18 protein-coding genes and 7 tRNA genes are annotated in these 21,450 nt (G+C 51.5%); 14 read left to right on the top strand and 11 right to left on the bottom strand.

Annotation, left to right across the window (positions count from 1 at the left end; all coding sequences use genetic code 11):
• Positions 1-3 precede the first annotated feature (3 nt).
• The 13 genes from BUQ98_RS11090 to BUQ98_RS11030 all read left to right on the top strand — a co-directional run bounded on the left by BUQ98_RS11090 (position 4) and on the right by BUQ98_RS11030 (position 6,786).
• Positions 4-426, top strand: a complete 423-nt coding sequence (locus BUQ98_RS11090; RefSeq protein WP_074213891.1) for a F0F1 ATP synthase subunit epsilon — start codon at positions 4-6, stop codon at positions 424-426.
• A gap of 157 nt (positions 427-583) precedes the next feature.
• Positions 584-1,942, top strand: coding sequence for a bifunctional UDP-N-acetylglucosamine diphosphorylase/glucosamine-1-phosphate N-acetyltransferase GlmU (gene glmU, locus BUQ98_RS11085; protein ID WP_074213890.1), 1,359 nt, complete (start codon positions 584-586; stop codon positions 1,940-1,942).
• Between the two features lie 118 nt (positions 1,943-2,060).
• Positions 2,061-2,135: transfer RNA gene (locus tag BUQ98_RS11080), tRNA-Gln, on the top strand.
• 2 nt (positions 2,136-2,137) lie between these two features.
• Positions 2,138-2,214, top strand: a tRNA-Arg gene (locus BUQ98_RS11075).
• Between the two features lie 42 nt (positions 2,215-2,256).
• A tRNA-Leu gene (locus BUQ98_RS11070) sits at positions 2,257-2,341 on the top strand.
• A 39-nt stretch (positions 2,342-2,380) separates the two neighbouring features.
• A tRNA-Gln gene (locus tag BUQ98_RS11065) sits at positions 2,381-2,455 on the top strand.
• Positions 2,456-2,464: 9 nt separating this feature from the next.
• Positions 2,465-2,541: transfer RNA gene (locus tag BUQ98_RS11060), tRNA-Met, on the top strand.
• A gap of 41 nt (positions 2,542-2,582) precedes the next feature.
• Positions 2,583-2,669, top strand: a tRNA-Leu gene (locus BUQ98_RS11055).
• 45 nt (positions 2,670-2,714) lie between these two features.
• Positions 2,715-2,799, top strand: a tRNA-Leu gene (locus BUQ98_RS11050).
• Positions 2,800-2,954: 155 nt separating this feature from the next.
• Positions 2,955-3,719 (top strand): DeoR/GlpR family DNA-binding transcription regulator, encoded by a 765-nt coding sequence (locus BUQ98_RS11045; protein WP_074213889.1) that lies wholly within the window; start codon positions 2,955-2,957, stop codon positions 3,717-3,719.
• Between the two features lie 21 nt (positions 3,720-3,740).
• On the top strand, positions 3,741-5,576 hold the full coding sequence (gene glmS / locus BUQ98_RS11040) for a glutamine--fructose-6-phosphate transaminase (isomerizing) (protein WP_074213888.1): 1,836 nt from the start codon (positions 3,741-3,743) through the stop codon (positions 5,574-5,576).
• A gap of 279 nt (positions 5,577-5,855) precedes the next feature.
• Positions 5,856-6,227: a helix-turn-helix transcriptional regulator gene (locus BUQ98_RS11035; RefSeq protein ID WP_074213887.1), complete on the top strand. Its 372-nt coding sequence runs from the start codon at positions 5,856-5,858 to the stop codon at positions 6,225-6,227.
• 187 nt (positions 6,228-6,414) lie between these two features.
• A complete protein-coding gene (locus BUQ98_RS11030; RefSeq protein ID WP_074213886.1) occupies positions 6,415-6,786 on the top strand; it encodes a helix-turn-helix transcriptional regulator in 372 nt (123 codons plus the stop codon).
• A 39-nt stretch (positions 6,787-6,825) separates the two neighbouring features.
• Here BUQ98_RS11030 and ilvA read toward each other — a convergent pair whose 3' ends face one another.
• Genes ilvA through ilvG form a run of 5 tightly spaced genes read right to left on the bottom strand, consistent with a single transcriptional unit; the run spans position 6,826 to position 13,107 of the window.
• Entirely contained in the window at positions 6,826-8,385 is a 1,560-nt protein-coding gene (gene ilvA, locus BUQ98_RS11025) for a threonine ammonia-lyase, biosynthetic (RefSeq protein ID WP_074213885.1), read from the bottom strand.
• Between the two features lie 2 nt (positions 8,386-8,387).
• Positions 8,388-10,229 carry a dihydroxy-acid dehydratase gene (ilvD, locus tag BUQ98_RS11020; protein ID WP_074213884.1) on the bottom strand — a complete coding sequence of 614 codons (1,842 nt, stop codon included), beginning with the start codon at positions 10,227-10,229 and terminating at the stop codon, positions 8,388-8,390.
• Positions 10,230-10,246: 17 nt separating this feature from the next.
• Positions 10,247-11,188 (bottom strand): branched-chain-amino-acid transaminase, encoded by a 942-nt coding sequence (ilvE, locus tag BUQ98_RS11015; protein ID WP_074213883.1) that lies wholly within the window; start codon positions 11,186-11,188, stop codon positions 10,247-10,249.
• 18 nt (positions 11,189-11,206) lie between these two features.
• Positions 11,207-11,464 carry an acetolactate synthase 2 small subunit gene (gene ilvM, locus BUQ98_RS11010; RefSeq protein WP_074213882.1) on the bottom strand — a complete coding sequence of 86 codons (258 nt, stop codon included), beginning with the start codon at positions 11,462-11,464 and terminating at the stop codon, positions 11,207-11,209.
• A complete protein-coding gene (gene ilvG, locus BUQ98_RS11005; RefSeq protein ID WP_074213881.1) occupies positions 11,464-13,107 on the bottom strand; it encodes an acetolactate synthase 2 catalytic subunit in 1,644 nt (547 codons plus the stop codon). The genes ilvM and ilvG overlap by 1 nt, the downstream gene beginning before the upstream one ends.
• 489 nt (positions 13,108-13,596) lie before the next feature.
• On the opposite strand from ilvG, the gene BUQ98_RS11000 reads away from it, so the two are divergent.
• Positions 13,597-15,120 carry a YifB family Mg chelatase-like AAA ATPase gene (locus BUQ98_RS11000; RefSeq protein WP_074213880.1) on the top strand — a complete coding sequence of 508 codons (1,524 nt, stop codon included), beginning with the start codon at positions 13,597-13,599 and terminating at the stop codon, positions 15,118-15,120.
• On the opposite strand, the gene BUQ98_RS10995 is transcribed toward BUQ98_RS11000, so the two are convergent.
• The 6 genes from BUQ98_RS10995 to trkA all read right to left on the bottom strand — a co-directional run bounded on the left by BUQ98_RS10995 (position 15,121) and on the right by trkA (position 21,442).
• Positions 15,121-15,828: a thiol:disulfide interchange protein DsbA/DsbL gene (locus BUQ98_RS10995; RefSeq protein ID WP_083605276.1), complete on the bottom strand. Its 708-nt coding sequence runs from the start codon at positions 15,826-15,828 to the stop codon at positions 15,121-15,123.
• Positions 15,829-15,860: 32 nt separating this feature from the next.
• Positions 15,861-16,841 (bottom strand): serine/threonine protein kinase, encoded by a 981-nt coding sequence (locus tag BUQ98_RS10990; protein WP_074213879.1) that lies wholly within the window; start codon positions 16,839-16,841, stop codon positions 15,861-15,863.
• 91 nt (positions 16,842-16,932) lie between these two features.
• On the bottom strand, positions 16,933-18,360 hold the full coding sequence (ccoG, locus tag BUQ98_RS10985; protein ID WP_074213878.1) for a cytochrome c oxidase accessory protein CcoG: 1,428 nt from the start codon (positions 18,358-18,360) through the stop codon (positions 16,933-16,935).
• Positions 18,361-18,539: 179 nt separating this feature from the next.
• Positions 18,540-18,815: a DUF1040 family protein gene (locus tag BUQ98_RS10980; RefSeq protein WP_074213877.1), complete on the bottom strand. Its 276-nt coding sequence runs from the start codon at positions 18,813-18,815 to the stop codon at positions 18,540-18,542.
• Positions 18,816-18,909: 94 nt separating this feature from the next.
• Complete coding sequence (locus BUQ98_RS10975; RefSeq protein ID WP_074213876.1) at positions 18,910-19,941, bottom strand: GGDEF domain-containing protein; 1,032 nt, start codon at positions 19,939-19,941, stop codon at positions 18,910-18,912.
• A gap of 124 nt (positions 19,942-20,065) precedes the next feature.
• Positions 20,066-21,442, bottom strand: a complete 1,377-nt coding sequence (trkA, locus tag BUQ98_RS10970; RefSeq protein WP_074213875.1) for a Trk system potassium transporter TrkA — start codon at positions 21,440-21,442, stop codon at positions 20,066-20,068.
• Positions 21,443-21,450: the final 8 nt, after the last annotated feature.

The raw sequence follows: 21,450 nt of genomic DNA, 5'->3' as shown, positions 1-21,450 counted from the left end.
GATATGGCAGCGATAACCTTCCATCTGGATGTGGTCAGTGCAGAGCGACAATTGTTCTCTGGTCGTGCTGAGCACATTCAGGTGACCGGTAGCGAAGGTGAACTGGGTATTCACGCAGGACACACACCGCTGCTGACCGCTATTACGCCGGGTATGGTTCGCATCGTCAAACAAGGCGGTGACGAAGAGATTATTTATCTTTCTGGCGGCACGCTTGAAGTGCAGCCTAGTACAGTCACTGTACTGGCTGACACGGCAATCCGTGGTGAAGAGCTAGACCAAGCCAAGGCGGAAGAAGCGAAGCGCCGTGCTGAGGATAAGATCCATAATCAGCACAAAGACGTCGACTTTGCTCAAGCGGCCAGTGACCTGGCTAAGGCAATTGCGAAGCTTCGAGTGATCGAGCTGACCAAGCACAAGCGTTAATCAGGCGCTTACGGTGAGAATAAAAGCGACGCTTCGGCGTCGCTTTTTTATTGTTGCCGCCTATGGATGGTGCGCAAGAGGATTCGCTCACCGATAAAAACGCGCTACACTATGCGCAACTTTGTAGTCAATCCACTTATCTCATCACGGACAGGTTATGCAATACAGTGCAGTTATTCTTGCGGCCGGAAAAGGTACGCGCATGTATTCTCAAACACCCAAGGTACTCCATCCATTAGCAGGGAAACCGATGGTTGAGCACGTGATCGATACGTGTCACGGTTTGGGAGCCTCGCAGATCCATTTGGTTTATGGCCACGGGGGCGACACCATGCAACGTGTGTTGGCACACTCGCCAGTGAATTGGTGTCTGCAAGCGGAGCAGCTGGGAACCGGTCATGCGGTACAGCAGGCCGTGCCATATTTTGATGATAATGAGCAAGTGCTTGTCCTTTATGGTGATGTGCCTCTGATTTCTACACAGACACTGGAGCGTTTGTTGGATGGCCAGCCTGATGGCGGCATTGGGTTATTAACGGTGTATCAGGACGATCCTACCGGCTATGGCCGTATCGTTCGTGATAATGGCGATGTGGTGGCGATTGTTGAACAAAAAGATGCCACAGACGCTCAGCTTGCGATTACTGAGATTAATACTGGGGTGTTGGTGGCGACAGGGCGGGATTTACGTCATTGGCTATCGCAGTTAGATAATAATAATGCCCAAGGTGAATTTTATTTAACCGACGTCATTGCTTTGGCGCACCAACAGGGACGACCGGTTCATGCTGTTCATCCGGTTAATCCTGTGGAAGTTGAAGGTGTGAATAACCGTCTTCAGCTATCGCGTTTAGAACGTGAATACCAAAAAATACAGGCGGAACAACTTTTACTGAGCGGAGTGATGCTCAACGATCCGGCCCGCTTCGACTTGCGTGGCCAGTTGCAATGTGGCCGAGATGTCACCATTGACGCTAACGTGATCATTGAAGGCAGTGTGACATTGGGCGATAACGTCACCATTGGCGCGGGCAGTGTACTGATTGATTGTGAGGTGGACGATAACACGATCATTCGCCCGTATAGTGTGGTCGAAGGGGCGAGTATTGGTGAAGATTGTACGGTAGGACCGTTTACCCGTTTGCGCCCAGGAGCGGAGCTGGCTTGTGACGCCCATGTCGGTAACTTTGTGGAAATGAAAAAGTCTCGTCTTGGTGAAGGGTCAAAAGCGAACCATCTGACTTACCTGGGCGATACCGAAGTGGGTCGCGATGTGAATATTGGTGCGGGCGTAATCACCTGTAACTATGACGGTGCCAATAAACATAAAACCGTGATTAAAGATAATGCCTTTATTGGGTCGGACTCTCAGCTGGTGGCACCTGTAGTGATTGGTAAAGGTGTGACCGTCGGTGCCGGGAGTACGATCAGTAAAGATGTTGCCGATGGTCAACTTATCATCACTCGTGCAAAACCAAGAACAATTGAGGCTTGGCAACGGCCGAAAAAAAAGTAGAATAATGGCTGTGGAGCGCGTAAAAGCGGCTTTTTAGTCTAAACGGCTAAAAGTTATGCGGTTGGTAAAATCAGGTATTGACTCCCGATAAAAACCAGCCTATTATGCGCGCCTCAGTTGGGGTATCGCCAAGCGGTAAGGCAACGGGTTTTGATCTCGTCATTCCCAGGTTCGAATCCTGGTACCCCAGCCAACGCGTCCGTAGCTCAGCTGGATAGAGTACCTGGCTACGAACCAGGCGGTCGGAGGTTCGAATCCTCCCGGACGCGCCATCTTTCTTCAACTACCATGAAGTGAGATGAACAATTTGGAAAGCGGAAGTGGCGGAATTGGTAGACGCACCAGATTTAGGTTCTGGCGCCGCAAGGTGTGAGAGTTCAAGTCTCTCCTTCCGCACCATTTATTAAAGACATGTGGCTGTTAAGCGGCATGGAAAATTGGGGTATCGCCAAGCGGTAAGGCAACGGGTTTTGATCTCGTCATTCCCAGGTTCGAATCCTGGTACCCCAGCCACTTTAGGTTGGCTACGTAGCTCAGTTGGTTAGAGCACATCACTCATAATGATGGGGTCACAGGTTCGAATCCCGTCGTAGCCACCATTATCCCGATTTATTGCTAACGCAGTGGATCACACCGATTTGCGGCGGTGGCGGAATTGGTAGACGCGCTAGCTTCAGGTGCTAGTGTCCGAAAGGACGTGAGGGTTCAAGTCCCTCCCCCCGCACCAAGACAATTGATACTCGGCCCGCCCGCCGAGCTATCATAAAAATTTGCGGAAGTGGCGGAATTGGTAGACGCACCAGATTTAGGTTCTGGCGCCGCAAGGTGTGAGAGTTCAAGTCTCTCCTTCCGCACCATATTAAACCCATCAGCATTTGCTGGTGGGTTTTTTTCGTTTCTGCATCCTAGCGAATCGCCGATACGTGACAGAACAACATTTTTCACTGGCTTTCACTTGATCTTTGTTTTGTTTTCCCTACTATAAGTTTCGAATCGAAACTTTAGTGGTTATATGTCGAAACGAAATACCCAACAACGTCGTCACACTATCGTCACCTTATTGACCGAACAAGGGCAAGTCAGTGTCGATACGCTCTCGCAACGCTTTGAAACCTCCGAAGTCACCATTCGTAAAGACTTGGCTGAGTTGGAAAAAAATGGCCTGCTACTGCGCCGTTATGGCGGAGCTGTGCCTGTACCGCAAGAAATGGTATCGGAGCAGGCCGTTAAAGTGTCAAAACAAAAGCAGAGCATTGCCGATGCCGCGGCGGCCCGTATTCGTGATCATAATCGCATCGTGGTCGATAGCGGCACCACCACCGCCGCCTTAATCCCGCTTCTCGATCAAAAACGTGGGCTGGTGGTAATGACTAATTCGCTGCACGTTGCCAATGCGATCCGAGAGCTGGAGCATGAGCCGACGCTGCTGATGACCGGGGGTACCTGGGATACCCATTCGGAATCCTTCCAGGGCCAAGTGGCCGAACAAACCTTGCGCGCGTACGACTTTGACCAATTGTTTGTCGGTGCCGATGGTATCGATGTGGCACGCGGTACCACGACCTTCAATGAAATGACCGGTCTCACACGCGTGATGGCAGAGGTCGCGCGTGAAGTGGTGGTGATGATTGAGTCCGACAAAATTGGCCGTCGGATCCCCAATCTAGAGCTTGCGTGGTCCAGTATCGATACGTTGATCACCGATAGCCAACTCGACGACGAACTCAAGCGTGCGATTGAACAAACCGGCACAGATGTGATCTGTGCTGACCAGTAATAAGACCAGTAAGGAAAGACTATGTGTGGAATTGTAGGCGCTGTGGCGCAGCGTGATGTGGCAGAAATTCTGGTCGAGGGCTTACGCCGGCTTGAATACCGTGGTTATGATTCTGCTGGCGTTGCGATCACTGACGACCAGGGACAGTTAACCCGTTTACGCCGTTTAGGCAAGGTAGCCGCGTTATCGGAAGCGGTGGCTGAATCTAATCCTATCGGTGGTACCGGCATCGCACACACGCGTTGGGCAACCCACGGTGAACCCAGCGAAGCCAATGCCCACCCACACATGTCCGGAGATGATATTGCGGTGGTACACAATGGCATTATCGAAAACCATCAAATATTGCGTGAACAACTCCAGGCACGTGGTTATCAATTTGACTCGCAAACCGATACCGAAGTGATCGCTCACTTAGTGGACTGGGAGCTCCAACAGTGCGGTGATTTGCTAGAGGCATTCCAACGCACCGTTAAGCAGCTAGAAGGCGCTTATGGTACCGTGGTGATGGATAAAAACCAGCCTGAGCGTCTTATTGCGGCACGTTCAGGCAGCCCGTTGGTGATTGGGTTGGGGGTGGGGGAAAACTTCCTCGCGTCGGATCAGTTGGCCCTATTGAATGTGACGCGTCGCTTTATCTACCTTGAAGAAGGGGATGTGGCGGATATTAGTCGTCGTGACGTGACGATTTATAGCCAGGAAGGCACACGGGTTGAGCGTGAGGTGCATGAAGCCAGTGCTCAATACGACGCTGCCGATAAAGGGCAATATCGCCATTACATGCAAAAAGAAATCTACGAGCAACCCACCGCGCTCACCAATACCATGGAAGGACGATTAGGCAGCGATCATGTGATTGTCGAGGCGATTGGCAATGGGGCCAGTGACATTCTCGCTAAAGCGCAGCATATTCAAATCATCGCGTGTGGCACGTCCTATAATGCGGGAATGGTGGCGCGTTATTGGTTTGAATCGCTGGCAGGGGTAAGCTGTGATGTGGAGATCGCGTCAGAATTTCGCTATCGCCAGTTTGTTACCCGTCCGAACAGTGTACTGATTACCTTATCGCAGTCCGGCGAGACCGCGGACACCCTAGCAGCACTGCGTTTGGCCAAAGAGCGCGGCTATATGGCCACCATGGCGATTTGCAATGTAGCAGGCTCCTCGCTGGTGCGTGAATCTGATTTGGCCTTTATGACTCGCGCAGGGACAGAAATTGGTGTGGCATCGACCAAAGCCTTTACCACCCAGCTTTCAGCCTTGCTGATGTTGGTGACCGCGTTGGGCAAAATGCAGGGGTCCATTGGACGTGACAAGGAGCGTGAGATTGTTGATGCCTTACACCATCTGCCTTCTAGCATTGAGCAAGCCCTGACGTTTGATAAAGCCATCGAACAGCTTGCTCAGGATTTCGCGGACAAACATCATGCGCTCTTCCTTGGGCGTGGTGAGTTTTATCCGATAGCGGTTGAAGCAGCGCTTAAACTAAAGGAAATTTCTTACATCCACGCAGAAGCTTACGCGGCGGGAGAGCTGAAACACGGTCCATTGGCATTAATTGACGCCGATATGCCGGTCATCGTGATTGCACCGAATAACGAGCTGTTGGAGAAGCTGAAATCCAATATTGAAGAAGTGCGTGCACGGGGTGGCCAATTGTATGTGTTTGCCGATCAAGACGCCGGTTTTGCCCCTGAAGAAGGGATGAATATCATTGCCATGCCACACGCGGATGAGATTATTGCTCCGGTGTTCTACACCATCCCGATGCAGCAGTTGTCTTATCACGTCGCCTTGATAAAAGGCACTGACGTTGACCAGCCTCGTAACCTTGCTAAAGCCGTAACAGTTGAGTAAGCCTGCCTAACATTCACCACGCTCTGACTAGGAGCGTGGTTGATCTTTTATCAGTTACGTCTTTCTTGCTATAAAAATGCGATCTGCACAATGTTTGTTGCAAAATGCAAATCATTTTGCACCGGATCCCAGACATCTCGTACGGAATTTTAAACAGAACGCTATTCTTTGTTATAAATAATTGATTTATATGTAATTGTTGGTTGCCTAATAACCTGGCCTACATTGTGCATACCTAGGGTATAGACACAAACATCGACCAGTTGTAGAGAGGAAGCAATGATTGATAACAAGACCCAAGTAGCAAAACGCATTAAAGAAGCGCGTGAGTGGAAAGGGATTACCCAGGTAAAAATGGCTAAATTGCTCAATGTTGCACGCCAAACTTATCTGGATATCGAAAACGGTAAAACCGAACCCCGTGTTCGCATGCTTTCCAATATCGCAGAGCTTACAGAGCGCCCATTGGTATGGTTTGTCTACGGTGACGAAGATGTCGAAATGCATGATGTTCAATACAAGCAAGATGTGAACCGCTTGCTCGAACACTTTTCTCGTTTACCGCATGAAGCACGCACAGCAATTTTGAACCAAAGCGTGAACATGGCGTCGTTCTTAGTGAACTATTCTAAAGCGGCCCAGCGCGCATAAAAGCACTGCCTGATCGACTAGATATGCGGGTAAGTGCTTGCTTACTGAGGTAGGCATCAGCAGCGCAGCATCACATTATCGATGTGTGCGACCATGATACGCCTATCTAGCCATGCATAATGCAGGGTTGGTGTTGTGACGGGCTTTTGTTTAATACAGCTCGGGTAGCAGAGATGAGGCATGAATCATGGTGATTTCGACCGCGCGTATGGCGCAACGGATCCGTGAAGCACGGGAATTCAGTAAAATCACTCAGGTAGAGATGGCGCAGCGTTTGAATGTGGCGCGTCAAACCTATCTGGATATGGAATCGGGTAAGACGGATCCGAAAATCCTAGCGCTGGTCACGATTGCGGAGATCACCGGTCGCCCCTTTAATTGGTTTGTGCATGGCGAGACAGATGAGCGGGACATCGCATTTTCTCATCGCGATGATCTGGCTGCCTTGACCAGTCTACTCAGCCAGATGCCACAAGTCGCGCGGCAAACCGTGATGGATAATGCTTTGTCGATTGCTGAGTATGTGGTGTCGCTGTCACCTGAACCGCGAGATCGATAAATAAAGGGCCCGACATGCGATGTCGGACCCTTTATGGATTTAGGGGGTGGCGCGAGAGAGGAAGAAGCGATAGGCGGGGTTCGATGTTTCATCTTTCCACCCATAGCCGAGCTTGCGTAAGTGTGCGGTAAATGCCAGTAGATCTTTATCGCCAATCTCAAACCCACATAGCACACGGCCATAGTCTGAACCATGGTTTCGGTAGTTAAACAAGCTAATGTTCCACTGGGTGCCCAGTGTCTGCAAGAAATGCAGCAGCGCCCCCGGGTATTCAGGAAATTCAAAGCTGTATAAACGTTCATTGAGGTTGACGGATGGACGCCCACCAATCATATAGCGTACGTGCACTTTTGCCATTTCATCGTCAGACAAATCCTCTACAGGGTAGCCTGCTTGGCGAAGGTCACTGATAATATGATCCAACTCTTCTTGGCCCCCAAGCAGTCGTACACCGACAAAAATATTCGCCAGCTGTTCATCCCCATAACGATAGTTAAATTCAGTCACGGCGCGATCGCCTAATATCTGGCAGAAATTGAAAAACGCCCCCGTTTGTTCAGGAATGGTGACGGCGAGCAAGCCTTCTCGTTTTTCACCCAGCTCTGCACGTTCTGATACATAACGCAGCGAATGGAAGTTGGTATTCGCGCCTGATAAGACAGCGGCCATTTGTTTGTCTTTTAACTGATGTTTCTCCACGTAGTGTTTTAGCCCGGCAAGGGCCAGTGCGCCGGAAGGTTCGGAGATCGCACGGGTGTCTTCAAAAATATCTTGCACGGCGGCACAAATCGCATCACTCGACACCGTGATGCTGTCATCCAAGTATTGCTGACAAAGCCGAAAGGATTCATCGCCAATTCGTTTAACCGCCACGCCATCGGCAAAGGTCCCCACGCGATCAAGGGTGACAGGAAAACCCGCATCCAACGCTGCTCGCAGGCACGCTGAGTCTTCGGCTTCCACGCCGATAACTTTGATATTGGGCATTAACTGCTTGATGAGAACGGCGACGCCAGCAGCAATGCCTCCACCACCGACCGGTAAGAAGACATAATCAAGGTGGCCATTTTGTTGCACTAATTCCAAACCAATGGTGCCTTGTCCGGCAATCACCTGTGGGTGATCAAAAGGCGGCACAAATGTGTAACCGTGTTCTTCGGCAAGCGCTTGCGCCATGCCTTTGGCTTCATCAAAGTTATTCCCGTGTAAGATCACGTTGCCGCCAAAGCCACGTACCGCATCGACTTTAATCGCCGGCGTGGTACGGGGCATGACAATGGTTGCTTTCACGCCTAGCTTGCTTCCCGATAAGGCGACCCCTTGGGCGTGATTACCGGCAGAGGCTGCAATCACGCCAGCTTTCTTTTGCGCGTCACTCAGTTGTGCCATCATATTGTGTGCACCACGGAGTTTAAAGGAGTGAACCGGTTGGCGGTCTTCACGCTTGAGTTGCACCGTGTTTGCTAAGCGCTCAGACAAGCGCTTCATGGTTTGAAGTGGCGACGTTATCGCCACTTCATAAACAGGCGCGCGCAAGATATCCCTAAGGTAATCGGCACCGTCCATCGGTTGTGCGGGTGAGGGTTGCGCCTGCTGCATGCTTATTCCTCCAATTTACTGCGATCGCGCACCGCGCCCTTATCGGCGCTGGTGGCGAGTGTGGCATAGGCTCTTAACGCGTAAGAAACCTGACGTTGGCGATCTTTTGGTTTCCAGCCTCGGGCGTTGGCCTCAGTGCGACGAGTGGCGAGTGTGGCCTCATCCACCAGCAAGCTGATTTCACGGGTGGGGATATCAATGCGGATCCGATCGCCACTTTCAACTAAGGCAATGATGCCACCGTTAGCCGCTTCCGGTGAGACGTGACCAATAGACAGCCCGGACGTCCCCCCAGAAAAACGGCCATCGGTGAGCAGGGCGCACGATTTGCCGAGTCCCATCGACTTCAAGTAGGTGGTGGGATAGAGCATTTCTTGCATCCCAGGGCCACCCTTTGGTCCTTCATAGCGGATCACTACCACATCACCGGCTTTGACCTTTCCGCCGAGAATGGCCTCCACTGCCGTATCTTGGCTTTCGAAGACCACCGCCGGCCCTTCAAAAGTCAGGATGCTTTCATCGACCCCTGCGGTTTTGACGATACACCCTTTTAAGGCAATATTGCCTTGCAACACGGCGAGGCCGCCATCTTGGCTAAAGGCATGGTCTAGAGCGCGAATACAGCCTGATTGACGGTCATCATCCAGGGTGTCCCAACGACAGCTTTGCGAGAAGGCTTGCGTGGTACGAATCCCGGCGGGTCCAGCACGATAAAAGGCTTTGATGTCTTCATCGTCGGTTTGCATGATGTCATAGTGCGCCAGTTGCTCTTTAAGGCTCATGCCCAGCACGGTTTGCTGATCAATATTCAATAAATGGGCGCGTTGGAGTTCACCGAGGATCCCCATCACACCGCCGGCGCGATGAACATCTTCCATATGATACTGCTGAGTTGAGGGGGCCACTTTGCAAAGATGAGGCACCTGTCGTGACATCCTATCAATATCATCCATATCGAAATGGACATCACCTTCTTGCGCGGCGGCAAGTAGGTGCAACACCGTATTGGTCGAGCCGCCCATGGCAATATCAAGGGCCATGGCGTTTTCAAAGGAGGCGCGGTTAGCAATATTGCGGGGCAGGATGCTGTCGTCGTCTTGCTCATAATAGCGCTTGGCGAGTGAGACAATGCGTTTGCCGGCATTAATAAACAGCTGCTCGCGGTCGGCATGAGTGGCGAGCATCGAGCCATTACCGGGCTGGCTGAGTCCGAGTGCTTCGGTTAAGCAGTTCATTGAGTTGGCAGTAAACATGCCCGAGCAAGACCCGCAGGTTGGGCAAGCGGAACGCTCAATTTGCTCGCTTTGCTCATCAGACACATCCGGGTTGGCCCCTTGCATCATCGCATCGACCAAATCGAGCTTGAGGATTTGATCGGATAACTTGGTTTTCCCTGCTTCCATGGGGCCACCCGAAACAAAAATCACCGGCACGTTCAGCCGCATCGACGCCATGAGCATGCCCGGGGTGATTTTGTCACAGTTGGAAATACAGACCATGGCATCGGCACAGTGGGCGTTGACCATGTATTCCACGGAATCGGCAATGATCTCGCGAGAAGGCAGCGAGTAGAGCATGCCGCCGTGGCCCATGGCGATACCATCATCGACAGCGATGGTATTGAACTCTTTGGCGATCCCGCCAGCTTGTTCAATTTCTCTCGCGACCAGCTGACCCATGTCTTTAAGGTGGACATGACCGGGGACAAATTGGGTAAATGAGTTGACGACCGCGATGATGGGTTTACCGAAATCATCATCTTTGACGCCGGTGGCGCGCCACAATGCACGCGCGCCAGCCATGTTACGACCGTGGGTGGTAGTTTTGGAACGATAGGTTGGCATATTACGACTCCTTTGCCTTATGCGCGCTGGTCTGGGTGGACCGGGTCAAGCCAGCCCCATTTATCTTCGGTAGTACCATCAAACAGGCCAAAAAAGGCGTGTTGTAGCGAGGTGGTGATCGGGCCACGTTGGCCTTCACCGACGGTAATTTGGTCGACACTGCGTACCGGGACGATTTCGGCGGCGGTGCCGGTCATAAAGACTTCATCAGCCAGGTACAGGGCTTCACGCGCAATCGGCTCTTCACGAATGGTGAGTCCTTGTGCTTTGGCGAGCGTCATGATCGAATCGCGTGTGAGCCCTGGCAAAATGGCGCTGGTGGCCGGTGGGGTACTGATCACGCCGTTTTTCACGATAAAGAGGTTCTCACCGGCGCCTTCAGAAAGATAGCCACGCACATCCAAGGCAATGCCCTCGGCATAACCGTGACGACGTGCTTCGCCACCCACCAACAGAGAGGATAAGTAGTTCCCACCGGCTTTGGCTGCGGTCGGAATGGTATTGGGCGCGGCACGGTTCCAGCTCGACACCATGGCATCCACGCCTTGGGCGAGTGCTTCTTCACCTAAATAGCTTCCCCAACTAAAGGCGGCGATGATGATATCCATTTGCGTATCGGGTGGCGGGCAGACCCCTAAACCTACGTTACCGACAAAGCCAAGCGGGCGAATATAGGCGGAGCGAAGCTGGTTCACGCGTAGGGTTTCTCGGCAACCTTCCATCAAGGCATCCACGCTAAATGGGATCGGAAAACGATAAATCTTGGCCGAGTCTTTTAAGCGTTGCATGTGCTCGCGATGGCGAAATACCACGGGGCCGTTTGGGGTGTCGTAGCAACGGATCCCTTCAAACACTGAGGTGCCATAGTGCATGGCGTGGGTGAGTACGTGCACAGTGGCATCCTGCCAAGCGATCATTTCACCGTTAGACCAAATGTAATCAGCGGTATTTGTCGACATTCTTTTTTTCCTTTTTGGTTATGCGCGTAGGGATTGTTTGTTGGATGAGGCCATCATGACCTCTGCCACATCCCATAGCTTAGTCAGTTGTGGTCGCAAGGTCTCGATCGCTCTTTGGCTTTCGACGGTGACATCAAAAATGACGTGGCCGCCTTCTGAAGGCAAAGACATGTTGAACTGGCAAACCGTGAAACCACGATGACGGATCACACGCAAAACACGCTCGAGCAGTTCAGGGCTATGTGTGGCGTGAATGGAAAATTGGTGTTGTGTCATCAGCTTTTCTCCATCATTTGTTGGTTGGCGGCACCAGGTGGCACCAGCGGCCATACATTTTCCATCTCATCGATAGCCACATGCAGCAAGTAAGGGCCTTGATGCGTCATCAGAGTGTTGAGCGCATCGTCAACTTCCTCTTTGCGATGGATAGTGTGTCCTGGAATATCAAAGGCGCGTGCCAGGGTGAGAAAATCCGGGTTATCAGACAGGTCGGTTTCACTGTAGCGTTGATCGAAAAACAGTTGTTGCCATTGGCGTACCATGCCCAAACGCTGGTTATCCAGCAGGATGATTTTTACGCCGATACCGCGACGCTTTAGCGTGCCGAGCTCTTGGACGTTCATCATGAATGAGCCATCTCCGGACACGAGTACGACTTCATCCTCGGGACGGGCCACTTTGGCGCCCATCGCGGCAGGCAAGCCAAACCCCATGGTACCAAGCCCCGCCGAGGTCAGCAGGTTCTCCGGCCGTGAGGGACGAACATGTTGTGCGACCCACATTTGATGTTGACCCACATCGGTGGCGACCACTGTGCTCGCTGGCATCCTATCCGACAGATTTTTGAGCAAGGCCGGCGCATAGATGGCTTCGCCAGGGTGGTCGTAGCGCCACGGGTGCGAGGTTTGCCATTCGGTAATTTGTTCCCGCCATGCCGGTGAAGTATCAGGGCATGCCAGAGTAGGAAGCACTTGATTGAGAGGGGCGCAAATTGGTGCTTGTGCACGGCGCAGTTTATTGATTTCGGCCGCATCGATATCAAGATGCACCACGCTCGCGTGAGGGGCGAAGGTATCGAGCTTGCCGGTCACTCTGTCATCAAAGCGCGCGCCGATGACAATCAGCAAATCGGATGCTTGTACCGCGAGGTTCGCGGCTTTGGTGCCATGCATGCCGAGCATCCCCAGGTAATACGGATAGTTTGATTCAACCGTGCCCAAGCCTTTCAGCGTGCTGACCACAGGCAGCTGACTGCGAGTTAAGTAATCGCGTAACGCCTCGGTGGCTTTACCGAGCACGACGCCACCGCCTAGGTAGACCATGGGGCGCTGACTGGTACGGATAAGCGCATTCGCCTGGTCGATATCTGTTTTGTTGAGTGGCGCGATAGATGGCGTGGTGATCTTAACTGTGGTATCAGGGATCAAGCCTTGTTGCACATCTTTGGCGATATCCACCAATACCGGGCCGGGTCGGCCTGATTGTGCAATCTCGAATGCCTGAGCCAAGGTGGTGGTCAGCTCGGCCGGATCGGTGACCAGAAAACTGTGTTTGGTACAGGCGAGTGATAAGCCGAGTATATCGATTTCTTGAAAGGCATCTGTCCCTATCAGTGGGCTGGCGACTTGGCCGGTGATCGCGACCACAGGTACCGAGTCCATCATCGCATCGGCAAGCCCCGTGACTAAGTTCGTGGCGCCTGGCCCGGATGTCGCAAGACAGACACCAGGACGGCCACTGGCGCGGGCGTAGCCGATGGCGGCCATGGCGGCACCTTGCTCATGGCGACACAAGATATGTTCAACACCACCGTCAAAAAGCGCATCGTAGACAGGCATGATGGCGCCCCCCGGATACCCGAAAACGGTATCAACGCCTTGTTGCTGTAACGCTTTTACCACCCATTGAGCACCTGTCATCGTTGTCCCTCCCCGTCGGAGCGGGGAGGGCAGGTGTACGAGTGCTCTGTTTCTGCGCTCTCCATCATTATTACTTCCGTTGTCGCGTGGCACGGCCACATGAATGAAAAAAGCCCCCGAACCTGGTGGTTGCGGGGGCTTGGTTGCGATGTTGCTGCTGTCTTTCGCGTACCTACACCCCTCGCGGAATAATGACCACGATGAGGCGAATAATAAGGACCATAGCGAAATTTAACATTTGTCTGTCTTATCTTTTATTTAAGCCCATTTCATGAGCTTTTTGTTAATCGTGTTTGTGTTTATGCCTGCTTGTTACAGGTCAGTCACGGACTCGATCTATCGCCGAATCTTGTGTTTAATTGTTGTGCATTTGTAGTGGTATCACAGACCTCACTCGCATGACAAGAAAAAATTACTCTGAATCGCCGATTAGCACGGCAGTATAAGAGTCGAGTTTCATAGTCATTGCATAAAGCTGAGCGGGGAAATATGGCGTTGGCGATAGTTCACAGTCGAGCCTGTGTGGGCGTAGAGGCACCGAGTGTGACCGTGGAAGTGCATATATCCAATGGGTTACCGGGGTTTGCGCTCGTTGGGTTACCGGAAACGACGGTCAAAGAGGCCCGTGATCGAGTGAGGAGTGCGATCGTCACCTCTAATTTCGAGTTTCCCTCACGACGGATCACCGTTAACCTTGCCCCTGCTGATCTCCCTAAAGAGGGTGGACGATTCGATCTTCCCATCGCGTTAGGTATTTTGGTCGCGTCGGGGCAGCTGCCGGATAAGCGGTTAAATGCCTTTGAATTTTTGGGTGAATTGGCCTTGTCGGGGCAACTTCGTCCGGTCAAAGGGGCTTTACCGGCCGCCCTTGCTAGCCAGAAGGCACAACGCGCCCTGGTGGTCCCTGATGATAATGCCAGTCAAGTGGCATTGGTAGACAATGAGCGGCATGTGTCGGCGCCCGATCTTATCGCTGTGGGTCAGCATTTGGCTGGCCAGCAACGTTTACGTTTAAACGCAACGGCTAAGGGGGATGAAACGCCAGACTCAACCCAATGTCTACGCGATATTATCGGCCAGCAGCAAGGGAAACGGGCGTTAGAAATTGCTGCCAGTGGCTCCCATAATTTACTGTTTGTTGGCCCGCCAGGGACTGGCAAAACTATGCTCGCCTCGCGTTTGTGTGACCTGCTGCCACCGATGAATGATGATGAGGCGTTAGCGTCGGCAGCCGTCACCTCGTTAACCCAGCAGCCACTCCATGAAGGAAACTGGCGACAACGCCCTTTTCGTCGTCCTCATCACTCCAGCTCCATGGCTGCGCTCGTTGGCGGTGGCAGTGTGCCTCGTCCAGGCGAGATTTCTCTCTCTCATCATGGTGTGTTGTTTCTTGATGAGATGCCCGAGTTTGAGCGTCGTGTACTGGATGCGTTGCGCGAGCCGCTGGAATCGGGAGAAATTGTGATTTCGCGCGCCAACGGCAAAACCCGTTTTCCGGCTCGCTTCCAACTGATCGGTGCATTAAACCCCAGTCCAACCGGTCATCATGAAGGGGAATTGGCTCGGTCTAATCCACAACAAATTCTGCGTTATTTAGCGCGTTTATCTGGGCCTTTATTGGATAGGTTTGATATGTCGATTGATATACCTGCGCTACCACGAGGCAGTCTCTCTAGCGGAGGGGATCGTGGCGAGTCAACACAGACAGTGAAAGCGCGGGTAGCGGCTGCGCGTGAGCGTATGCTGATACGGCAAGGTAAGGTGAATGCATTACTGACTAACCGCGAAATGGAGCAACATTGCCAGCTCGCTCATACTGATGCTGCGTTTTTAGAGCAGGCCTTACATCGGCTGGGGCTGTCTGTGCGTGCCTATCATCGAATCATTAAGGTTGGACGCACTATTGCTGATCTGGGGGGTGATGCCCAGATCTCCCGTCCCCATTTAGCGGAGGCGCTGGGGTATCGGGCGATGGATAGTTTACTTCGCCATCTCAACGCCCAAGTCAGTTGATTACTTCTGGGTGAGTAGGTAGTTGATTAACTGGAAGTATTCTTCCGGTGTTTCTACTGTTTTTGGTGTGACATGGTATTTACCGTTCACGATCACCGCAGGCACACCACGTAATCCCGATTTTTGGAATGATTGGTCAAAACGCTTGGCCATTGAATTAGCGGCAAAACTGTTATAAGCGCCGTCAAACTCGCTGCCCTCAATGCCATTATCGATAAACATCTGGCGAACATCCGCTAACGATTTTGGCGGGTTCTGTGCGACGTGGATGCGATCAAACAGTACGGGAATAATGGTGTCTTGCGCATCCAATACAACCGCGGTTGCGTAAGCGCGTGTTATGACATCACCCATATCACCGCCCATAAAGGACACGTGGTTTTTAACCACTTTTGCATTGTCCGGGACTTGCTGTTTGAGCTGTTGGACTAGGGGTTCAAACTGATAACAGTGTGGGCAGTAAAAGGAGAAAAACTCGGTGACTGTTGGCGTATCCGTCGCGGGTGTATCCAGTACTTGGTAATCTTCCCCTGCGTTAAAGCGGCCTGGTTTGGCGTCGGCAATGTCGATTGAGGCTGCAGGCTCGCTTTGCGTCTGAGCCGTTTTTGTCGTTTGCGTGTTTTCAGATGACGTCTGTGTCACGTTTTCAGGCTCAGAGCAGGCGGTTAAGCCTAGAATGAGTAGCACAGGCAACAGTTTCTTTAACATGATTAAATGACTCTCCATTTTCGATTAAGCGCTTACGGATACAGCGTAAGCGGCGGCGCTTCTAGGGTGGCAAGTTGTTCTTTAAACGCGAGCACCTGACCTTCCCAGTATTTTGCATCAGCAAACCAGGGAAATGCACGTGGAAAAGCAGGGTCTTGCCAACGTTTTGCCAGCCACGCCATGTAATGCACCATTCTCAGACCACGCAAAGGCTCGATCAGTTGCAATTGTTCGGCGGGAAAGTCGCAAAATTCACGATAGCCTTCCGCCAGTGTATCGAGCTGAGCGAGTTGATCGGCGCGACTGCCGTTTAAAAATAGCCATAAATCTTGAATCGCTGGACCGTTGCGAGTGTCGTCAAAATCGACAAATAACGGGCCATCTCGCCATAAAATATTGCTTGGATGGCAATCGCCATGCAAGCGGATCGCAGGCCAATTAGTATGCCAACGTGCGGCAATGGCGTCGATCAAGCGGTCAAGGTCAGAAAAAAACGTGGATTGAATGCCTTCAGGAATGAGGCTGGCTTCACTCAGCGTTTGACGAGGCTGATAGAGGTGGCTGTCGAGATCAAACTTGGCGCGCGATTGAAACGGCTTTGCCGCACCTACTTGGTGGAGTCGCCCCAAATACCGACCTACGGCTTCGAGTTGGTCCCAATTATCCACTTCAAATCCTCGTCCCCCGACACTGGGGAACAAGGCAAAGCGAAAGCCTGATGCGTGAAAGAGGCTAGTGCCATCACGTTGAATCGGCGCAACGACTGGAATATCAGCCTCGGCCACCTCATGACAGAAGGCATGCTCTTCGTGTATTTGTGCATCAGACCAACGGGCGGGACGGTAAAACTTCACCACATAGCGGTGGTTATCATCGGCGACAAATTGAGCGACCCGGTTTTCATAGCTGTTCAGTGCGAGCAGGCCAGATTGAGGATAAATCCCGACCGATTCAATCGCATTCAGTTGAACATCTGGGGTGAGAGTGTGAAAGTCAAAGCCTATCTCGGTCATGCTCCACCTGGGAATGACAAAAGAAAAAGCCATGGTAACAAATAAAAAGGGCGCTGCCTGCGCCCTTGGTATGAGTGCGGTAATTTATGGGTTACAAGTCAGTAATAAAGCGGCTTTCTGCTGTGGCGACTTTTTGTTGTTCACCAGACTCACGCTCCATCATAAACGTGATATCAGCAATGCGTTGCTCCATGTCATAGGTGTCTACCGCGAGGCTGATAGGAAGAGAGAACACTTCCCCCGCTTGTACATTGACAGTTTGTGGTCCGTGCCATTGCACCTTGTCGAGCCCTTTAACCGAGAGCTGGTAGGTTTCATCTGACTGTGTTTTGTTTAAGATTTTTAGTGTATAGGTATTCTCAACCAGACCTTGGTTGTTGATACGATAAAGCTGATTACGGTCGCGTATGATATCAAGCTCCATCGGCATGACCGACATGGCTAGATAAATAAACATCGCGGTGACGATGATCATGACGGCACCATACCCCACTAGTTTTGGCCGCATCACCGCGGTTTTCTTGCCTTCCAACTTGTGCTCGGTGGTGTAGCTGATCAGGCCTCGCTCATATCCCATCCGATCCATGGTTTCATCGCAGGCATCGACACAGGCACCACAGTTAATACATTCATACTGAAGGCCATCACGAATATCGATACCCGTCGGGCAGACTTGCACACAGAGGTTACAGTCAATGCAATCGCCCAGCCCCAATGCTTTAGGATCTTTTTTACGTGGGCGAGGGCCGCGTTTTTCTCCGCGCTGTGCATCATAAGCGACAATAAAGGTGTCTTTGTCGAACATGGCTGATTGGAAGCGCGCGTAAGGACACATATGGATACACATAATTGAGCGCATCCAACCCGCATTACCATAGGTGCAAGCGGCAAAGAAAATGACCCAGAAACCGATCCAGAAACTGGTATCAAACGTGATCAGGTTTACGGCCAGTTCTTGCATGGGGACAAAGTAGCCTACAAAGGTGGCCCCTGTAACCAATGAGATCACCCACCAAGCCGCATGCTTCGCTGTTTTGCGTGCCACGAGCGATGGAGTAAGTTTGAGGGAATCTTGCTTACGACGCTTATTGGCAGCGCCTTCTAGTTTTTCTTCAAACCAGATAAAGAGAAAGGTCCAAACCGTTTGTGGGCACAAGTATCCACACCAGACGCGGCCAAGAAAAGTGGTAATAAAAAAGAGGCCAAATGCCGAAAGCATCAGTAGCGCTGCTAATAAGGTCAGATCTTGTGGCCACAATGTGGTGCCAAAAAAGGTGAATTTCTGGTTACCAATATCTAATAGAATGGCTTGCCGGCCTTGATAGGGGATCCATGGAATGGCCAGAAACAGCAGCATGAAGAACCAGCCCATATAGCGTCGCATACGCTGATAATACCCTTTGACTGCTCGCACATAGATGCGATTGCTGGGATTAAAGCGATCATCGTTTCCTTTATGGGTTTTGGGGTTGTACTCTTTTGCAGTCACGTCTTTGACGTTTATCTTTTTATCGCTCATGACATTGGCTTTCCTTGGGATGTCGGGTCCATGGTGCATTGCCAGGCCCTGATTATCATTGTTGCCTGTGATTGTAGCGCAGCGAACGCCGTGAATACGCTACCAGAGTCATAGTTTTAGACACAGCCACAAAGTTGACGAATTCCAGCTATAACAGACGATTAGCCGTGGTGGTTTGCTCACTTTTTCGCGCTATGAATTCCTCGTGCGCGTAAAATAGCAGCCTTAAAGTCATCTTCACTGTCTTTTGCTAAGCCGGGGATAGGCGCATGACTCTCTTCTAGCCGCATTTTGAGTTGATAGATCAATGTATCGTCGGAGAGGGTGGTCAAGTCATCGTTATGCCCTGCCTCTTGGGCAATCAGGGTCAGCATCGCTACGAGTGAGCGATCGGGCGTTTGTTGCCAAGATTGATTGAGCAAATCGAGTAATTCGTTAATACGATGGCAGTGCATGATGGCATCCTTTGTGTGGCACGTAAAAAATACCATTTTGCCCGACCGGACTAGGTGGAAACTTAGCCAGGATCAAATTCCCATCAGGTGACGGTTAATTTATCGGCATCACGCGATTACGCCCGAGGTTTTTGGCATTGTAGAGATGTTGGTCGGCACGGTAAATGAGATCCGCGCCTGATTCGCGTGTTTGCTCATCGTATTCGGCAACCCCCATGGACACGGTGATATGATCCAAGGTTTGACCGCGCCGTCGATCTTTTATCACCATTCTATCGATAGCCGCCCGCAGAGTTTCGGCAGTACGTTTGGTGCTATTTAGGCGTTTTTGTGGCAACAGTAGGGCAAATTCTTCTCCGCCATAACGAAATGCTTGTATGCCGTCCCGGCAGTAATCGAGCAACCGCTTGGCGACCTGCTTTAACGCGATATCGCCCAATACATGGCCATAAGTGTCGTTGAGTTTTTTGAAGTGGTCGAGATCAACGAGGATGAGACAGAATGGCCAAGTTTGTGGACTATCAATATATGCGGTGAGTTCACGTTCAAAAGCGGCACGATTCAATAGGCCAGTTAGACCATCATGCGTGGCTTGCTCGGTCATTTCTGCGAGGTTCTGTTTTAACTGGGCGATTTCTTGTTGTGCATCACTCAACTGGTGTTTGAAATAGCGCGTCGATTGGGTGAGTGCTTGTGAATCTTTGACGACGTTGCGAACAACCGCAATGGTTTCATCAATCGAAAGCCCTTCATTTTCAACGCGAGATAATTGTTCGAATGCTCTGTCGAGCACGGAATGAAAGGCATCGGTATCTTGTATGGTATCAGACATCGAGTGACTCATTTCCGTCATCATCGATTCAAGGCTTTGCTTGAGTGTGCTGATATTTTGACTATGTTTATCCGCCATGTGCTTCTGGTACAAGATGTCGCTTTGCAAAGGACTACAGGTGCCATGCTCATTGACCGTGTTGTCCACATCGGTGTTGAGCTTTGGATCCGTATTGGCGACGTAGGTGTACCACAGCGCATAGTTGGTCGGCGTGGTCGGCACCTTATATTTCATCATTAGCGGGACCGCTTTTTTTAAATATACGGTCGATTGTTGAAATTGATCGTCAGACATGGCTGTCCTTTCTGTTTACGCGACATAGATAGGGACTCAGTTCAGTGTATACCCAAAGTCACTGGAACGGCAGCATCGAGATAAAAAGCGTGAGCCTGCAGACACGCGGGTCTACAGGCAACGATTAGAGGAAGAATGGACTGGGTTGGAATAGGCGCTCTACATCGGGAATGTACTTTTTATTCACCAAGAATAAGACGACATGGTCATCTTGCTGAATCACGGTTTTATCGTGCGCGATCAATACCTCATCACCACGTACCACAGCCCCAATGGTCGTCCCTGGTGGCAGCTTGATCTCGCCGATGGCGCGCCCAACGACTTTTGAGGTCGATGCATCACCGTGAGCAATGGCCTCAATCGCTTCTGCCGCCCCACGTCGCAGTGAAGAAACATTGACGATATCGGCGCGTCGTACATGGGTGAGTAGCGCAGAAATGGTGGCTTGTTGGGGCGAAATAGCAATATCAATCACGCCGCCCTGAACCAGGTCAACATAGGCACCGCGCTGGATAAGCACCATGACTTTTTTGGCCCCTAATCGCTTAGCCAGCATTGCTGACATAATGTTGGCTTCGTCCTCGTTGGTGACAGCGATAAATACATCAATTTGGTCGATATGTTCTTCGCTTAGTAGCTCTTGATCAGAGGCGTCGCCACAAAAAACGGTGGTTTCTTCGAGCAGCTCAGCTAAATGTTCGGCGCGTGTAGGGTTGCGTTCGATCAATTTGACGCTGTATTGGCGCTCAAGCGCCATGGCCAAGCCAGCCCCGATATTTCCTCCACCGACGATCATGATGCGCTTGTAGGGTTTTTCAAGTCGCTGTAACTCACTCATCACCGAACGGATATGGTTACTGGCGGCGACAAAGAACACTTCGTCATCGGCTTCAATGATGGTCGTGCCTTGCGGACGGATCGGTCGGTCACGGCGGAAAATAGCCGCCACACGGGTATCGACATGTGGCATATGTTCACGAAGTGCAGACAAGGCTTTTCCGACCAGTGGGCCACCATAATAGGCTTTAACTGCCACGAGCCCGACTTTTTTATCGGCAAAACTCACAACCTGTAGAGCGCCTGGGTATTCAATCAAGCGACGAATGTAGCGGGTGACGAGCTCCTCTGGCGCGATAAGGTGGTCAACGGGACAGGAGTCACTGTTAAATATTTGCTCTTTGACTGCCAGGTACTCCGGACTGCGGATCCGAGCAACCCGGTTGGGTGTATTAAAGCGGGTATAGGCTATTTGGCAGGCGATCATATTGGTTTCGTCTGAGTTGGTGACCGCCACGAGCATATCAGCATCTTGAGCGCCAGCTTCTTGCAAGGTCGAAGGGTGACTGGCAAACCCCTGCACGACGCGTAAGTCATATTTGTCTTGCAGTTCACGAAGCCGTTCGGGGGCACGGTCAACAATGGTGATGTCATTGTTCTCCCCAACCAGGTTTTCCGCCAAAGTGCCGCCAACTTGGCCTGCGCCCAAGATAATGATTTTCATGCTATTTT

The organism is Salinivibrio sp. ES.052, assembly GCF_900141775.1.
GTDB lineage: Bacteria > Pseudomonadota > Gammaproteobacteria > Enterobacterales > Vibrionaceae > Salinivibrio.
Note: the sequence above shows the minus strand (reverse complement) of the source record. Positions and strands in the feature narration are given on the sequence as shown.